At 75.1% G+C, this 13,416-nt stretch carries 12 protein-coding genes; 6 read left to right on the top strand and 6 right to left on the bottom strand.

The window, feature by feature from the left end:
* The first annotated feature begins 93 nt into the window (after positions 1-93).
* The 3 genes from E9565_RS15210 (at position 94) to E9565_RS15220 (ending at position 3,391) form a co-directional block, all read left to right on the top strand.
* Complete coding sequence (locus tag E9565_RS15210; protein ID WP_236835729.1) at positions 94-1,272, top strand: ATP-binding protein; 1,179 nt, start codon at positions 94-96, stop codon at positions 1,270-1,272.
* Positions 1,269-1,955, top strand: a complete 687-nt coding sequence (locus E9565_RS15215; RefSeq protein WP_308113151.1) for a response regulator transcription factor — start codon at positions 1,269-1,271, stop codon at positions 1,953-1,955. The genes E9565_RS15210 and E9565_RS15215 overlap by 4 nt, the downstream gene beginning before the upstream one ends.
* A 92-nt stretch (positions 1,956-2,047) precedes the next feature.
* Entirely contained in the window at positions 2,048-3,391 is a 1,344-nt protein-coding gene (locus E9565_RS15220) for a short-chain fatty acid transporter (RefSeq protein WP_236827706.1), read from the top strand.
* A gap of 34 nt (positions 3,392-3,425) precedes the next feature.
* Here the strand turns inward: E9565_RS15220 and E9565_RS15225 are convergent, their stop codons facing one another.
* From E9565_RS15225 to E9565_RS15235, 3 genes are all read right to left on the bottom strand, one after another.
* Positions 3,426-4,796, bottom strand: a complete 1,371-nt coding sequence (locus tag E9565_RS15225) for an acetamidase/formamidase family protein (RefSeq protein WP_236827707.1) — start codon at positions 4,794-4,796, stop codon at positions 3,426-3,428.
* An 85-nt stretch (positions 4,797-4,881) separates the two neighbouring features.
* Positions 4,882-6,078 (bottom strand): serine hydrolase, encoded by a 1,197-nt coding sequence (locus E9565_RS15230; protein ID WP_236835731.1) that lies wholly within the window; start codon positions 6,076-6,078, stop codon positions 4,882-4,884.
* A 37-nt stretch (positions 6,079-6,115) separates the two neighbouring features.
* Positions 6,116-6,856, bottom strand: coding sequence for a PIG-L deacetylase family protein (locus E9565_RS15235; protein ID WP_236827709.1), 741 nt, complete (start codon positions 6,854-6,856; stop codon positions 6,116-6,118).
* A gap of 60 nt (positions 6,857-6,916) precedes the next feature.
* On the opposite strand from E9565_RS15235, the gene E9565_RS15240 reads away from it, so the two are divergent.
* Complete coding sequence (locus E9565_RS15240; protein ID WP_236827710.1) at positions 6,917-7,210, top strand: hypothetical protein; 294 nt, start codon at positions 6,917-6,919, stop codon at positions 7,208-7,210.
* 49 nt (positions 7,211-7,259) lie between these two features.
* Here E9565_RS15240 and E9565_RS15245 read toward each other — a convergent pair whose 3' ends face one another.
* Positions 7,260-7,553, bottom strand: a complete 294-nt coding sequence (locus E9565_RS15245; RefSeq protein ID WP_236835733.1) for a chorismate mutase — start codon at positions 7,551-7,553, stop codon at positions 7,260-7,262.
* A gap of 316 nt (positions 7,554-7,869) precedes the next feature.
* Here E9565_RS15245 and pcrA point away from each other — a divergent pair, with 316 nt between their 5' ends.
* A complete protein-coding gene (pcrA, locus tag E9565_RS15250; RefSeq protein WP_236835735.1) occupies positions 7,870-10,170 on the top strand; it encodes a DNA helicase PcrA in 2,301 nt (766 codons plus the stop codon).
* A gap of 102 nt (positions 10,171-10,272) precedes the next feature.
* Here pcrA and E9565_RS15255 read toward each other — a convergent pair whose 3' ends face one another.
* Together E9565_RS15255 and E9565_RS15260 are read right to left on the bottom strand one after the other, a co-directional pair.
* Positions 10,273-11,082, bottom strand: coding sequence for a M23 family metallopeptidase (locus tag E9565_RS15255; protein ID WP_236827713.1), 810 nt, complete (start codon positions 11,080-11,082; stop codon positions 10,273-10,275).
* A gap of 224 nt (positions 11,083-11,306) precedes the next feature.
* The gene (locus E9565_RS15260; RefSeq protein WP_236827714.1) at positions 11,307-12,200 is read right to left on the bottom strand and encodes a triacylglycerol lipase; all 894 of its coding nucleotides are present in this window, start codon (positions 12,198-12,200) and stop codon (positions 11,307-11,309) included.
* Between the two features lie 177 nt (positions 12,201-12,377).
* On the opposite strand from E9565_RS15260, the gene E9565_RS15265 reads away from it, so the two are divergent.
* A complete protein-coding gene (locus E9565_RS15265; RefSeq protein WP_236835737.1) occupies positions 12,378-13,412 on the top strand; it encodes a hypothetical protein in 1,035 nt (344 codons plus the stop codon).
* Positions 13,413-13,416: the final 4 nt, after the last annotated feature.

Here is a 13,416-nt window from a genome sequence, read left to right on the forward strand (position 1 = left end):
GACCATCAGGGATCCCCCCGAACCGACCCTGGTTCCTCTCCCCGGGTGATCACCGGTGTCATCGGGCCGGTCGCCGGTGCGACCATCGGTGGCGTGACCCCCACCATCGGCGCGCCGCCGCGTCCGCCGCTCGTGCGCCCGCGCGAGGGCCGGCTCGTCGCGGGCGTCGCGGCGGGCACCGCGGCGCACCTGCGCCAGGACCCGCTGGTGGTGCGGGTGGCGTTCGTGCTGCTGGCGACGACGGGGCTGGGCATCATCGCCTACGCGCTGCTGTGGCTCACCATGCCGGTCGCCGCGCCCGGGGAGTCCCCCGCGGTCACCCAGGGCTGGCGCCCGGCCGGTGCCCGGCAGTGGATCGCCCTCGTCGTGCTCGGGCTGGTGGCCGTCAGCCTCCTGGGCCAGCTGAGCCAGTGGACGAGCGCCGACGTCGTGCTGCCGCTGATCCTGCTGGCCGGCGGGCTCACCGTGATCTGGCGGCAGCTGGACACCGACCGCACGCTGGCCGGCGCGGGGGTCCGCTGGGCCCTGGCCGGCGGGGTCGCCGTCCTGGGTGTCGGGCTGTTCCTCCTCCTGGCGACCACCGGTCAGCTGGCCAACGCCCGCAACGGGTTCGCCGCCACCCTGCTCATCCTCACCGGCGTCGTCCTGGCGACCGCGCCGCTGTGGCGCCGGCTGCTGGACTCACGGGCCGAGGAGCGCGCCGCCCGCATCCGGTCGGAGGAGCGGGCCGCCGTCGCCGCGCACCTGCACGACTCGGTGCTGCAGACCCTCGCGCTCATCCAGCGCAACGCCGAGGGGCCGCAGGCGGTCAGCCGGCTGGCGCGCAGCCAGGAGCGGGAGCTCCGCGCGTGGCTCTACGACCCGGTGGCCGTCCGCGAGGGCGGCACCTGGGCCGGGCTGGTTGCGGGCATGGTCGCGGACGTCGAGGCCGACCACGCCCTGACCGTCGACCCCGTCGTGGTCGGGGACGCCCCCGTCGACGAGCAGCTGGCCGCGCTCGGCGCCGCCACCCGCGAGGCACTGGTCAACGCGGCCAAGCACTCCGGCGAGCTCTCCGCCGACCTCTACACCGAGGTGACCGCCGACCAGGTGTCGGTCTTCGTCCGGGACCGCGGCAAGGGTTTCGACCCGGGCACGGTCCCGGACGACCGCCGCGGCCTGCGCGACTCGGTGCACGGCCGGCTGGCCCGCCTGGGAGGCTCGGCGCTGGTCCGCTCGACACCGGGGGAGGGGACCGAGGTGGAGCTGGTCCTGCCGAGGACGAGCACGTGACGCCGATCGAGGAGTGCAGCAGCATGGGTCCGCGGGTGTTCGTGGTCGACGACCACGCGATGGTGCGCACCGGCGTGCGCGCCGAGCTGGGCGCGGACGTGACCGTCGTGGGGGAGGCGGCCGACGTCGCCACCGCGATCGACGGCATCCGCGGCGCGCGGCCCGACGTCGTGCTGCTGGACGTGCACATGCCCGGCGGCGGCGGGCGGGCGGTCCTCGAGGCGCTCCGCGGGGAGCTGCCGGACGTGAAGTGGCTCGCCCTGTCGGTCTCCGACGCCGCGGAGGACGTCATCGCCGTCATCCGGGCCGGGGCGCGGGGCTACGTCACCAAGACGATCTCCGGCCCCGACCTGCTCGACGCCGTCCGCCGGGTGGCCGACGGCGACGTCGTCTTCAGCCCCCGCCTGGCCGGGTTCGTGCTGGACGCCTTCGCCGCCGGGGGTGCGGCGGCCCAGCAGCCGGCGGCCGAGGAGGTCAGCGACCCGGGGCTGGACCTGCTGAGCGCCCGCGAGCGCGAGGTGATGCAGCTGCTGGCCCGCGGCTACACCTACCGGGAGATCGGGTCCCGGCTCTTCATCTCGGTCAAGACCGTGGAGTCGCACGCCTCCAACGTGCTGCGCAAGCTGCAGCTCTCCAACCGCAACGAGCTCACCCGCTGGGCGGCGACCAACCGGCTCCTCTAGCCGCGACTGGCCGCCCGCCGCCACCTCCGCTAAGCATGTGTCCGACGACACGGACGGCCTGCTCGGCGGGCCCGGGGGAGAAGGAGGCCGTCATGCTGCGCACGCTGTCGCGCCCGCTGGTCGCCGGCGTGGAGCGCTACCTGCCGGGAGCGTTCGTCTTCGCGGTGGTCCTCACCGTGATCGTCGCGGTGCTGGCCCTGCTCTTCGGCGACATCGGGCCCGCAGAGCTGACGCGGGCCTGGGGCGACGGCCTGGCCGGGCTGCTGGCGTTCATGACGCAGGTGGCCCTGGTGCTGCTGCTCGGCTACACGCTGGCGCTCACCCGGCCGGTCAAGGCGGGGCTGACGCGGATCGCCGACGTGCCGAAGAGCCCCCGTGCCGCCTACGCGTTCGTCGCCCTCATCGCCTCGATCGCCTCGCTGATCAGCTTCGGGCTGGGGCTGGTCGTCGGTGGCGTCATCGCCCTCGAGGTGGGCCGGGCCGCGCGCCGCCGCGGGACGAAGCTGCACTACCCGCTGCTGGTGGCCAGCGCGTACTCGGGCTTCGCCGTCTGGCACATGGGCTACAGCGCCACCGGACCCCTGGCCGCAGCCACTCCCGGCAGCTTCGTCGAGGAGGCGATCGGCCGCACCATCCCGATCAGCGAGACCGTGTACTCGCCGTGGAACCTCATCGCGATCGTGATCGCGGTCGCGGCGATCCTGGGCACCGTCGTCCTGCTCGCCCCGAAGAGCAGGGACCGGATCGTCGAGCTGCCGGAGCGGATGGGGACCGAGGAGCCCGACGTCGCGCTGAAGACGCCGGAGACCCCCGCCGAGCGCATGGAGGCATCCCGGCTGGTCACGCTGGTCCCGGGCCTCGCCCTCCTGGGCTACCTCGGCGTGTACTTCGCGCAGGAGGGCTTCGACCTCACCCTCGACATCGTCAACTGGTCGTTCCTCGCTGCGATCCTGCTCATCGTGCGCAGCCCGGCGGAGCTCGCCGAGCTGGTCGGCGGGGCGGTGCGGACGGTGGGCGAGGTGCTGCTCCAGTACCCGCTGTACGCCGGGATCATCGGGATGATGACCGCCTCCGGGTTGGCGGCCCAGCTCAGCGGGTGGTTCACCGACGTCGCCAGCCCGGGCAGCCTCGGGCTGCTGGCCTTCCTCTCCGCGGGGCTGCTCAACATGTTCGTGCCCAGCGGCGGCGGGCAGTTCGCCGTCCAGGCGCCGATCTTCCTGGACGCCGCCGACTCCCTCGGCGTCGATCCGGCCGTCATCACCATGGCGATCGCCTACGGCGACCAGTGGACGAACATGATCCAGCCGTTCTGGGCGCTGCCGCTGCTCGCCGTCGCCGGCCTCGGGGTGCGCGACATCTTCGGGTTCACCGCGATCACCTGCCTGATCACCGGCATCGTGTTCGGCGGGACGCTGCTGGTGCTCGGCGCCGGCTGAGCCGGCCGGCGCGCAGCCGGCCGGCCCCGCGCCGTCAGCGGAAGTGGCTCTTCGGGATGACCCCGTGGACGCCGACGGTCCGGTCGACGACCTGGGAGACCTCGAAGTCCACGGCGGCCGAGAGGTAGGCGTAGGCGACGGCGCGGTCCATGCCGAGGTCGTTCTGGAGGAAGTCCAGGGCGTGGACCACCGCCCGCCGGTTGGCGACGTCGAGGTCGCCGGCCTGCCCGCCGCGGCTGCCGTCGGGGTCGGACAGCCCGATCGGGAGCCACGACTCCGGCGTCTCGCCGAACGGGTAGCTGAACGCCACCGACGGGGCGTCGGAGGTGCCCTTCCGGCAGACGGTCAGCCGGAACGTGAGGCGCAGCGAGCCCTCCAGCGCGGTGAGCGCGACCTCGCCGCTGCCCATCGACATGTGCGGGTCGCCGACCGAGAACAGCGCACCGGGGGCGACGACCGGCACGTAGAACGCCGACCCCACGCCGAGCAGGTTCACGTCGATGTTGCCGCCGCCGACGGTGGGCGGGATGGAGTTGACCAGCGGGTCGTTCACCGCCGCCGCGTCGGCGACCGTCGCCACCGCCATGAGCCCGGCAAAGGGGTCGACGGGCCAGGAGACCGTTCCCCTCGGCCCGCCCGGCAGGCTCGCCCGGACCGCACCTCCGCGGACCGCCAGCGGTGTGAAGATCGAGACGTTGCCGTACTCGAGCGGGTTCCCGGTGCCGCGCCCGTCGCGCGTCGTCGGCATGACCTCCGCGGCGGTGATGTCGCCGGGGGCGCCGGCGAAGGCCGCGGCCAGCGCGCCCTTGCCGTGCCGGCTCGAGACGACGCCGTACGGCACCCGCGGCAGCGCCGTCAGCAGCTCGATCTTCAGGACGTCGCCCGGCCGCGCCCCCTCGACGTGCACCGGGCCGGTGACGACGTGCGGGCCGTCGGCGTCGAAGCTGCGAGGGTGCCGGGCGTACTCCGCCGCGATGGCGACGGCGTCGTCGAGGACCTGCTCCCGGGGCACCCCCTGGCTGCCGAACCAGGCAACCGGGTCGCGCCCCTGGTCCTCGAGGATCCCCTCGTGGCTGACGGTGTCGATGGTGATCGTGCCGCCGGAGCGCACCCGGGCCACGGGGGCGTCGCCGGTGCGCGGCAGGTAGCCCCAGAGCACCTCGTCCGGGCGGGAGGGCAGGTAGACCTGGCCGTCGATCGGGCCGGTGCCGGGTTGGAGCACCTCGCGCGGCAGGCGCGTCCGCGGCGCCGCCACCGCCGGGCCGGCCGTCGCCACCCCGGCGGCGAGCAGCGCGCCGGTGGCCAGGGCGGTCTGCACGAAGGCGCGGCGGCCGAGCCCCCGCTCGAGGCGCTCCGCGGCCTCCTGCGGGTCGGGGCTGGTCTGGTCGTGCGGGGTCGTGGTCACGGTGCTCTCCCGGTGCCGTCGGTGGGCGTCGGGGGAGTTCTACGGGCCCGGTGTTGCGCCCGCGTGGCGCCGGGGCCACGCGGTGTTACGACCTCGTTCCGCCCGGCCCGGTCCCGAACGCCGCCCGCCGGAAGGCGGTGAACAGCGGCGGCGGCTCGGGTGAGGCCCACATCTGGTTGGTCAGGAGGACCGCCGTCGTGCCGGTGACCGGATCGGTCCACCAGGTGCTGCCCAGGCCGCCGTCCCACCCGTAGGAGCCGGCGTGCCGCCCGCCCGGTTCGTCGGTGCGTCGGACGCCGATGCCGAGGCCCCACCCGCCGCCCTCGTCGTCCACCGGGCCGACCTGCTCGGTGGTCATGGCCCGGACCGCGGCCCCGCTGAGCACCCGGGTGCCGTCGGGGGCGCACCCCTGCGACTCGAGGACGCGGGCGAAGGCGGCCAGGTCGCCGACCGTGGAGACCAGGCCGTCGCCGCCGTCGGGGAACGCGGGCGCCGACGACCACTGGCCGTCCGCCGGGTCGTAGACCTCCCGCCCGCCGTCGGGCCCGGGCGGCGCCCAGTGCGGTCCCAGCCGGTCTCGGACCGCCGCCGGCACCCCGAACCCGGTGCTGCGCATCCCCGACGGCCGGAGGACCCGCTCGTCCAGCACCTCGGGCAGCGGCCGCCCGGCGGCGCGCGACACCAGCACGCCCAGCACGCTGGCGCCCAGGTGGTACAGCCAGCGGGTGCCCGGCTGGTGGGCCAGCGGGACGGAGCCCAGGCGGCGCATCCACTCGTCCGGGCCGGGCGCCGCCTGCGGGGCCGGCGGGCCCAGGGGCAGCCCTGCTGCGGCGAGCGCGGCCAGCGTCGGCGACGGCCAGGGCGCGGTGAAGTCCAGCCCGAGGCCCAGCCGGAGGGTGAGGACGTCGCGGACGGTGATCGGGCGGACCGCCGGCACCGTCCCCGCGTCCGGGTCGGCGGGGTCGGCGAGCACGCGCCGCCCGGCGAGCTCGGGGAGGAACCCGTCCACGGCGGCCTCGAGGGCGAGGACCCCCTCGTCCAGGAGGGACATCGCCGCGGCGGCGACGACCGGCTTGGTGGTCGAGGCGATGCGGAAGACGGTGTCCTGCGACACGGCGTGGCCGGTGCCGGGTGCGTGCGCGCCGGCCGCGCCGGTGGTGACCGGCTCGCCGTGCCGGCCGACCCACCAGGCGGCGCCCGGCACCTCCCCGGCGGCGACCGCCCCGGCCACCGCTGCCTCGATCCGCTCCGCCCGCGCGGAGTTCCCGCTCCGACCGCCCATGCCGGGATGACCCGGGGCGCGCCCGGAACTCATCGCCTCAGGCGGTGTGCACCACGTGGAAGGCCTCGGCGAGGCGGCCGGCCGGGAGGCCGAGCCGCTGGGCGGTCTGCCGCATCCAGCCGGTCACGAACTCCTCGAGGTCCGGCACGTGGCTCACCTGGGTGACGTGGCACTTCAGAGCGGCGAACTTGCGGTCGACGACGTCGGTGACGTCGACGGCGTGGTCGGCGCGCGGGCTGGCACCCAGCCAGACCTCGCCGACCGTCCAGGCGTCCAGCCCCTCGTCGGCCAGCAGCTCCGGGAAGGCGAACGGGTTGCGGGCATCGGGGTAGACGGCGCGCAGCGTCGACTCGCCGACGGTCATGTGGTCGGGGTGGCTGGCCCCGATCCGCTCCCAGAACCGCTCCGGCGAGCTGGTCAGCACCCGCTGCGGGCGGACCTGGCGGATGACCCGGCTGATGTCCCGGCGCAGGTCCAGCGTCAGCTCCAGCCGGCCGTCGGGGTAGCCGAGGAAGCGGACGTCGGTGACGCCCACCTCGGCCGCCGCCGCGGTCTGCTCGGCCCGGCGCAGCGGGCCCATCTGCTCGCGGGGGGTGTCGTCGAAGCCGCCGGCGTCGCCGTCGGTGACGATGAGGTAGGTGACCTCGGTGCCGGCCGCCGTCCAGGTGGCGACGGTGCCGGCGCTGCCGAAGTCGACGTCGTCGGGGTGGGCCAGGACGCACAGTGCCCGCTCGACGTGCTCGGCGGGAGCGGACGGGCGCTGGAGCGGGGAGGTCACCCGGCGCAGCCTAGGTGCACCGGCCGCGCGGGCCGCGAGCCGCTCGCGCAGACTCGCGGGGTGCCCTCGTTCACCCTCTCCGTCGCGCTCCGCTCCTCCACCCCGCTGGACGACGACGCCGTCGACACCCTCCGCGCGGTGCTGCGGCCCGGCGACCCCGAGCTGCGGCTGTGGCGGGAGCCCGACCGCGCGGTGCTGCGCGTGAGCACCGAGTGCGAGGCCGAGGACCTCGACGCCGCGCTGGTGCTCGGCATGGAGCTGGCCGACGAGGTGGGCGAGGCCCGCCCCGGCCGGGTGTTCGAGGTGGCCGCGATGGGCGACGACGACTCGCAGGTCTGGCGCAGCGGGCCCTGACCCGCACCGTCCAGGGGGTCGTCCCGGGGCCGAGGGGGAGCCCGCCCCGCTACAGGCGGCCGCGGCCCTGGCGGAGCAGCACCATGCCGAGGGCGGCGCCGTCCGGGCCCAGCGCGGTGCGGAACCGGGAGAGCACCTGCTGCTCGCGGGAGAGCGACAGGCGGGTGCCGCCGTCGGCCGCCCGGAGGGCGCCGATCTCGTGCGAGATCGCCACACGGCGGCGGACCAGCTCGATGATCTCGGCGTCGCAGGCGTCGATCGCGTCGCGGAGCGCGCCGATCCGCTCGGCGGGGTCCTCGGGGGTGGTCGGGCCGGCGACGGGGGCTGCGGTAGAGGTGCTCATCGGGTTCCTCGGTGGTGTGGGGGCCGGGAGGTCCGAGAACGAGAAACGCCCCGGGCTCCTCGGGCCCGGGGCGTCTGTTGCGGCGTGTGCTCAGCCAGCGGTGACGGACACCGGATCCCGGTGGCCGTAGAAAAAGCTGACGGTGGCGAGCACGGGGGGAGTCTGGCACAGGCCGCGCGACGCGCGCCAGGCCGGGCACGCCCGCAGGCGCCCGCGAGCGCGTGGCGGTCCTCCCCGGCGGCCGGCTGGGACGGGTGGTGCGCCCGTTCCCGGGGGCGCCGGGAGCGTCACCCGTCCGGCTTACAGTGGCGGGGTCATGAGCAGCAGCCTCCAGCAGTCCCTCCCCGGCACCGCCGCCCTGCAGCGCTCCGCACCCGGCTCGATGGGGCGGGAGCTGGACCGGATGCTCGCCGGCCTCAACGGCCCGCAGCGCGACGCCGTCGTCCACGAGGGCAGCCCGCTGCTCATCGTCGCCGGCGCCGGGTCGGGCAAGACCCGCGTGCTCACCCACCGCATCGCCTACCTGCTGGGCGCCCGCGGGGTGCAGCCGGGGGAGATCCTGGCGATCACCTTCACCAACAAGGCCGCCGGCGAGATGAAGGAGCGGGTGGCCGCGCTCGTCGGCCCGCGGGCGCGGTCGATGTGGGTCTCGACGTTCCACTCGATGTGCGTGCGCATCCTGCGGGCCGAGGCCGCCAAGCTGGGCATGAAGTCGTCGTTCACGATCTACGACCAGGGCGACTCGATCCGGCTGATGACGATGGTCGCCCGCGACCTCGACCTCGACGCCAAGCGCTATCCCGGGCGCAGCCTGTCCAACCAGGTGTCCAACCTGAAGAACGAGCTCGTCGACGAGGAGTCGTTCAGCCCCCAGACGGCGCCGGAGAAGGTGCTCAAGGAGGCGTACACGCTCTACCAGCGGCGGCTGCGCGAGGCGCACGCCATGGACTTCGACGACCTGATCATGACGACGGTCCACCTGCTGCAGGCCTTCCCCGACGTCGCCGAGCACTACCGCCGCCGCTTCCGGCACGTGCTGGTCGACGAGTACCAGGACACCAACCACGCCCAGTACATGCTGGTGCGCGAGCTCGTCGGCGACGGCTCCGGGCCGGTGCCGATGGGCGAGCTGTGCGTGGTCGGTGACGCCGACCAGTCGATCTACGCCTTCCGCGGCGCGACGATCCGCAACATCGACGAGTTCGAGCGCGACTACCCGCAGGCCACCACGATCCTGCTGGAGCAGAACTACCGCTCCACCCAGCGCATCCTCAAGGCCGCGAACACCGTCATCGCCAAGAACACCGGCCGGCGGCCGAAGAACCTGTGGACCGACTCGGGCGACGGCGAGCTCATCGAGGGCTACGTCGCGGACAACGAGCACGACGAGGCCGCCTGGGTCGCCGAGCAGATCGACGCGCTGGTCGACTCGGGGAAGGCCCGGCCGGCCGACATCGCGGTGTTCTACCGCACCAACAACGCCTCGCGCGTGTTCGAAGAGGTCTTCATCCGCGTCGGCATGCCGTACAAGGTCGTCGGCGGGGTGCGCTTCTACGAGCGCAAGGAGGTCCGCGACGCGCTCGCCTACCTGAAGCTGGTCGCGAACCCGGCCGACGTCGTGAGCCTGCGCCGGATCATCAACGTCCCCAAGCGCGGGATCGGCGACAAGGCCGAGTCGTGCATCGAGTCCTTCGCCGACCGGGAGCGGATCGCGTTCGGCTCGGCGCTGCGGCGCTGCTCCGAGATCGGCGAGCTGGCGACCCGGTCGCTCAAGGCGGTGCAGGAGTTCGTCGCCCTGCTCGAGGAGTTCGAGCGGCTGGTCGAGACCGGCTCGGGCCCGGCGGCGCTGCTGGAGAGCATCCTCGACCGCACCGGCTACCTCGCCGAGCTGCAGGCCAGCACCGACCCGCAGGACGAGGGTCGGGTCGACAACCTCAACGAGCTCATCTCGGTGGCTGCCGAGTTCGAGGCGGCCAACCCCGGCGGCTCGGTCACCGACTTCCTCGAGCAGGTGTCGCTCGTGGCCGACGCCGACCAGATCCCGGTCTCCGGGGACGACGCCGGTGTGGTCACGCTGATGACGCTCCACACCGCGAAGGGGCTGGAGTTCCCGGTCGTCTTCCTCACCGGCATGGAGGACGGCGTCTTCCCGCACCTGCGCGCGCTGGGTGACCCGCGCGAGCTGGAGGAAGAGCGGCGGCTGGCCTACGTGGGCATCACGCGGGCGCGCCAGCGGTTGTTCATCTCCCGGGCCACCGTGCGCACCAGCTGGGGGCAGCCGGCCTACAACCCGCCGTCCCGGTTCCTCGACGAGATCCCCGCCGAGACGATCCACTGGGAGCGCACCGACCCGGTGCCCGCGCCGTCGACCGGCTACCGGTCGGCCCAGACGCGGGTGGCGGCGACCGGGCTGTCCACCGGCGGCCTGCGCGGCGGTGCCGGCAACCGGCAGGTCATCTCCGTCGAGGTGGGCGACCGGGTGAGCCACGACGCCTTCGGCCTCGGCACCGTCGTCGAGGTCACCGGCGTGGCCGACAAGGCCCAGGCAACCGTCGACTTCGGCTCGGGCGGCACCAAGCGCCTCGTGCTCCGCTACGCCCCCCTCGTGAAGCTCTGACCTGAGGGGCGGGGCCCGGAGGGTCCCCGACGAAGGCCAGGACGCGCTCGACGCAGGCCGGGACGGCACCTGGCCGCGGTCGATCGGGCGGAGCCCGATCGATCAGACACTCACCCCGCGCTCGGCCAGCCAGGCCCGCGGGTCGATCGGGCGGCCGTCCATCCCGCCCCGGTGGATCTCGTAGTGCAGGTGCGGGCCGGTGGACTGGCCCTCGTTGCCGATCTTGGCGATCTGGTCCCCGGCGGTGACGAGGTCGCCGGCGGAGACGTTGTAGTAGCGCATGTGCCCGTAGATGTGCACGTTGCCGTCGGCGTCCTGGATGTAGACGGCGTTGCCGTAGCCCGAGGCGCGCCCCGCGCGGACGACGACGCCGTCGGTGGCCGCGAGGATGGGCGTGCCGAGCGGGGCGGCCAGGTCCAGGCCGTAGTGCATGGTGCCCCAGCGGCGGCAGAAGCAGGTGGTCAGCGTGCCCTGGGTCGGGGCGACGATCTTGGGCTGCCGGGCGGCGCGGGAGGCGGCGAGTTCGCCGAGCCGCGCCTGGGCCTCGGCCTCGGTGATGCCGCGGCGCGCGTCGGCGCCCTCGAGTCCACCGGCGAAGCTCACCTCGGTGCCGACGCCGAGCCCGTAGTCGGCGGCGGAGGCGGTGACGTCCGCGCGGTCGGCGGTGAGGGCCGGGATGCCGGCGAGCACGGCGCCGGCGACGAGCGCGGCGAGCCAGAGGTGGGCGCGCCGGCCGGGCGGGTGCGGCAGCCGGCGCCGCGCGCGGGGTGCCGCCTCGTCGGCGGGGGCCGCGGCGGGCTCCGCCGCGGGGAGCGGTGCGCGGACCGGGCCCTCGACAGCGGTGCGCGGACGGGGCACCACGACGACGTCGGACGGCGGCCCCTCCAGCACCGGTGCGCTGCTGCGAGTCACGGCGGACCTTCCCGGACGACAGGCCGGCGAGCGCCCGGGGGGCGTCCGTCGGGGGAGCGACGACGGCGAGGGCTCCTGGAGTGGTGCCCGCCGGTCGTCCCGGCGCCGTGATCGGACCGTAACGATCCGTCATGGGCCGACCAAGGACCCGACGCTGCGTGTCGCGACGTGTACGAGTCGTCACGTCGACGTGTCGACCCTGCGGATGCGGGGGATGCCGGCGGTCAGGCGACGGCGGCGACCGGTCCGCTCGTCGTCCCCTGCTCGCAGCCGCCGGCGAGGGTGGTCGCCACCTCGTCGAGCACGCCGCGGTGCATGGGCAGCGACATGTGCCCGACGCCGCGGAACAGCACGTTGCGCGCACCCAGGTCGGGGTGGTCGCATCGGCCCGACCGCGTGGGCAGCACCATCTGGTCGAGGTCGCTGTAGAGGGCCGTGATGCGGGTCCGGCAGCCGGGCGCCGGCTGCTCGAGCTCCTCCAGCACCGGTGACCCGGGGCGCAGCTGGCGGATCAGCGGGGTGGGCGCGAGGTGGGCGAGGACCGAGCCGCGGTGCGGGGTGCCGAGGGTCACCAGCGAGTCGATCCGGCGGTCGCCGCCCTGCCGCTGCACGTGGTACCGGGCGATCAGGCCGCCGAGGCTGTGCCCGACGACGCGCACCCGGTCGTGACCGGTCTGCTCGCAGACGCGCTCGATGTGCTCGCCCAGCTCCGCGGCGCCGCGCGCGACGTCGGTGAGCAGCGGGCTGTAGTTCCACGAGCAGACGGCGGTGAACCCGCGGCGGCGCAGGTTGCGGCGCATGACCGCGAACACCGAGCGGTTGTCGACGAGCCCGTGCACCAGCAGCACGGGCGTGCCGGCCGCCACCGGGTCGACGACGAGGCGGGCCCGGGCCACCGGCGGCTGCTCCCCGGTGCGCGTGCCCGGGTCGAGGCGCAGCTGCTCCATGCGGGCCCCCAGCGGGTACATGAGGACGTGCGCCCCGAACCACGCGAGCTCGGTCAGGCCGCCGGTGAGCGTCGTGGGGGAGCAGAGTGCGCGCAGACCACGTGGCGTGCCCTCGGCGCCGTCCCCGGTGTGCCACCCTGGACCGGAGCCCGGATCGCCCGATGGGCGCATGGCTGCCCTCCCCGTTGACCTCCGGCGGAGCTCGGCTCGTGCCGTCCCGCCGGCGGCGGTGCCAGGTGTGTGCTCCGTTCACCGCACGGTAATGCGGAGGAGTGACGGTCGTCACACGAACGTCACCGTCCGGCGGGCGATCGAGTCCGGTTCGTGACATCCAGCGAAGGGGGAGACGTGTCCACCCGCGACCACCGCGCCCGGACCGAACGCACCGGCACGGGCCGGCCCGAGGCCTCCGCCCGCAGGCGGCGGGACGCCCGGCCGGGCGGTGCCACGCCGGCGGGCGCCGGGGACCGCGTGGTCATCGGCACCGTGCCCCCCGCGGTGCGGGTCTGCGGCGCGCTGCTCGTGCTCGCCGGGCTGGCCGGCGTGCTCGCGGCGGTCCCCACCTACCTGGTGGTCGGCGGGGAGGAGCTGCGCCAGGTGCGCGGGGTCGGCGGTGCGCTCGCGACCCTGCTAATACCCGTCGTCCACCTGACCGTCGGTGCGACGCTGCTGCGCCGCGCCGTGCCGAAGTTCGGCCTGGCCTACGCCGCCGTCGCCGGGGCGCTGGCCGTCGGGGAGCTGCTCATCGAGCTCTACCGGGGCAGCAGCTCGACCGCGCGGCCCGGGGTGGAGGTGCTCGCGGGGGAGCGGGTGCTCACCAGCAGCGTGCAGGTCGGCGCCGGCTGGGTGCTCGGTGTCGTGGCGCTGGTGCTGACCGTGCTGGCCGGCGTCGTCGGCACGGCGGCGTGGGGGCGGACGGTGATGGAGGACCGCGGCCCCCTGGACCCGGTCCGCTCGCTGCTGGCCGGCGCCGCGGTGCTGCTGGGGGTGGTCGCCGTCCTCAGCCTGTCGCTGCCGGCCGCCGACGTGCCCGAGCAGCTCCGCACCGACCCCGCCACCGGCATGCGCGTCGTGGTGGTGCAGGAGGGGCCGCAGGCGCTGCTCGAGCGGCCGGGGCTCGCCCTCCTCGGCGGGCTGCTGCTCGCCGGCACCCTGCTGCTGTGCGCGGTGGTGGCCCCATCGCTGCGGCCGCGGCTGGCCGTGGTCGGCGGGCTGCTCGCCGTCGCCGTCACCGTGCTCCGCGCCGGGCTGGCGGGCCTCCGCGACGCGGTCTCGTCCGACGAGCTGGTCTGGACCGTCCCGGGCGTCGGGCTGGTCCTCGCGGGCCTCGGGTTGCTCGCCCTGACGGCGGTCGCCTGGCGGGCGCGTCGCACGTCGGCGTGACCCG

Source organism: Blastococcus sp. KM273129 (assembly GCF_021698995.1).
Lineage (GTDB): Bacteria > Actinomycetota > Actinomycetes > Mycobacteriales > Geodermatophilaceae > Blastococcus.

Bases quoted from the DNA above. Each gene is read 5' to 3' on its own strand.
- E9565_RS15230 (WP_236835731.1), bottom strand. From the start codon at position 6,078: ATGGGCGGTCGGAGCGGGAACTCCGCGCGGGCGGAGCGGATCGAGGCA.
- E9565_RS15245 (WP_236835733.1), bottom strand. From the start codon at position 7,553: ATGAGCACCTCTACCGCAGCCCCCGTCGCCGGCCCGACCACCCCCGAG.
- E9565_RS15220 (WP_236827706.1), top strand. From the start codon at position 2,048: ATGCTGCGCACGCTGTCGCGCCCGCTGGTCGCCGGCGTGGAGCGCTAC.
- pcrA (WP_236835735.1), top strand. From the start codon at position 7,870: ATGAGCAGCAGCCTCCAGCAGTCCCTCCCCGGCACCGCCGCCCTGCAG.
- E9565_RS15260 (WP_236827714.1), bottom strand. From the start codon at position 12,200: ATGCGCCCATCGGGCGATCCGGGCTCCGGTCCAGGGTGGCACACCGGG.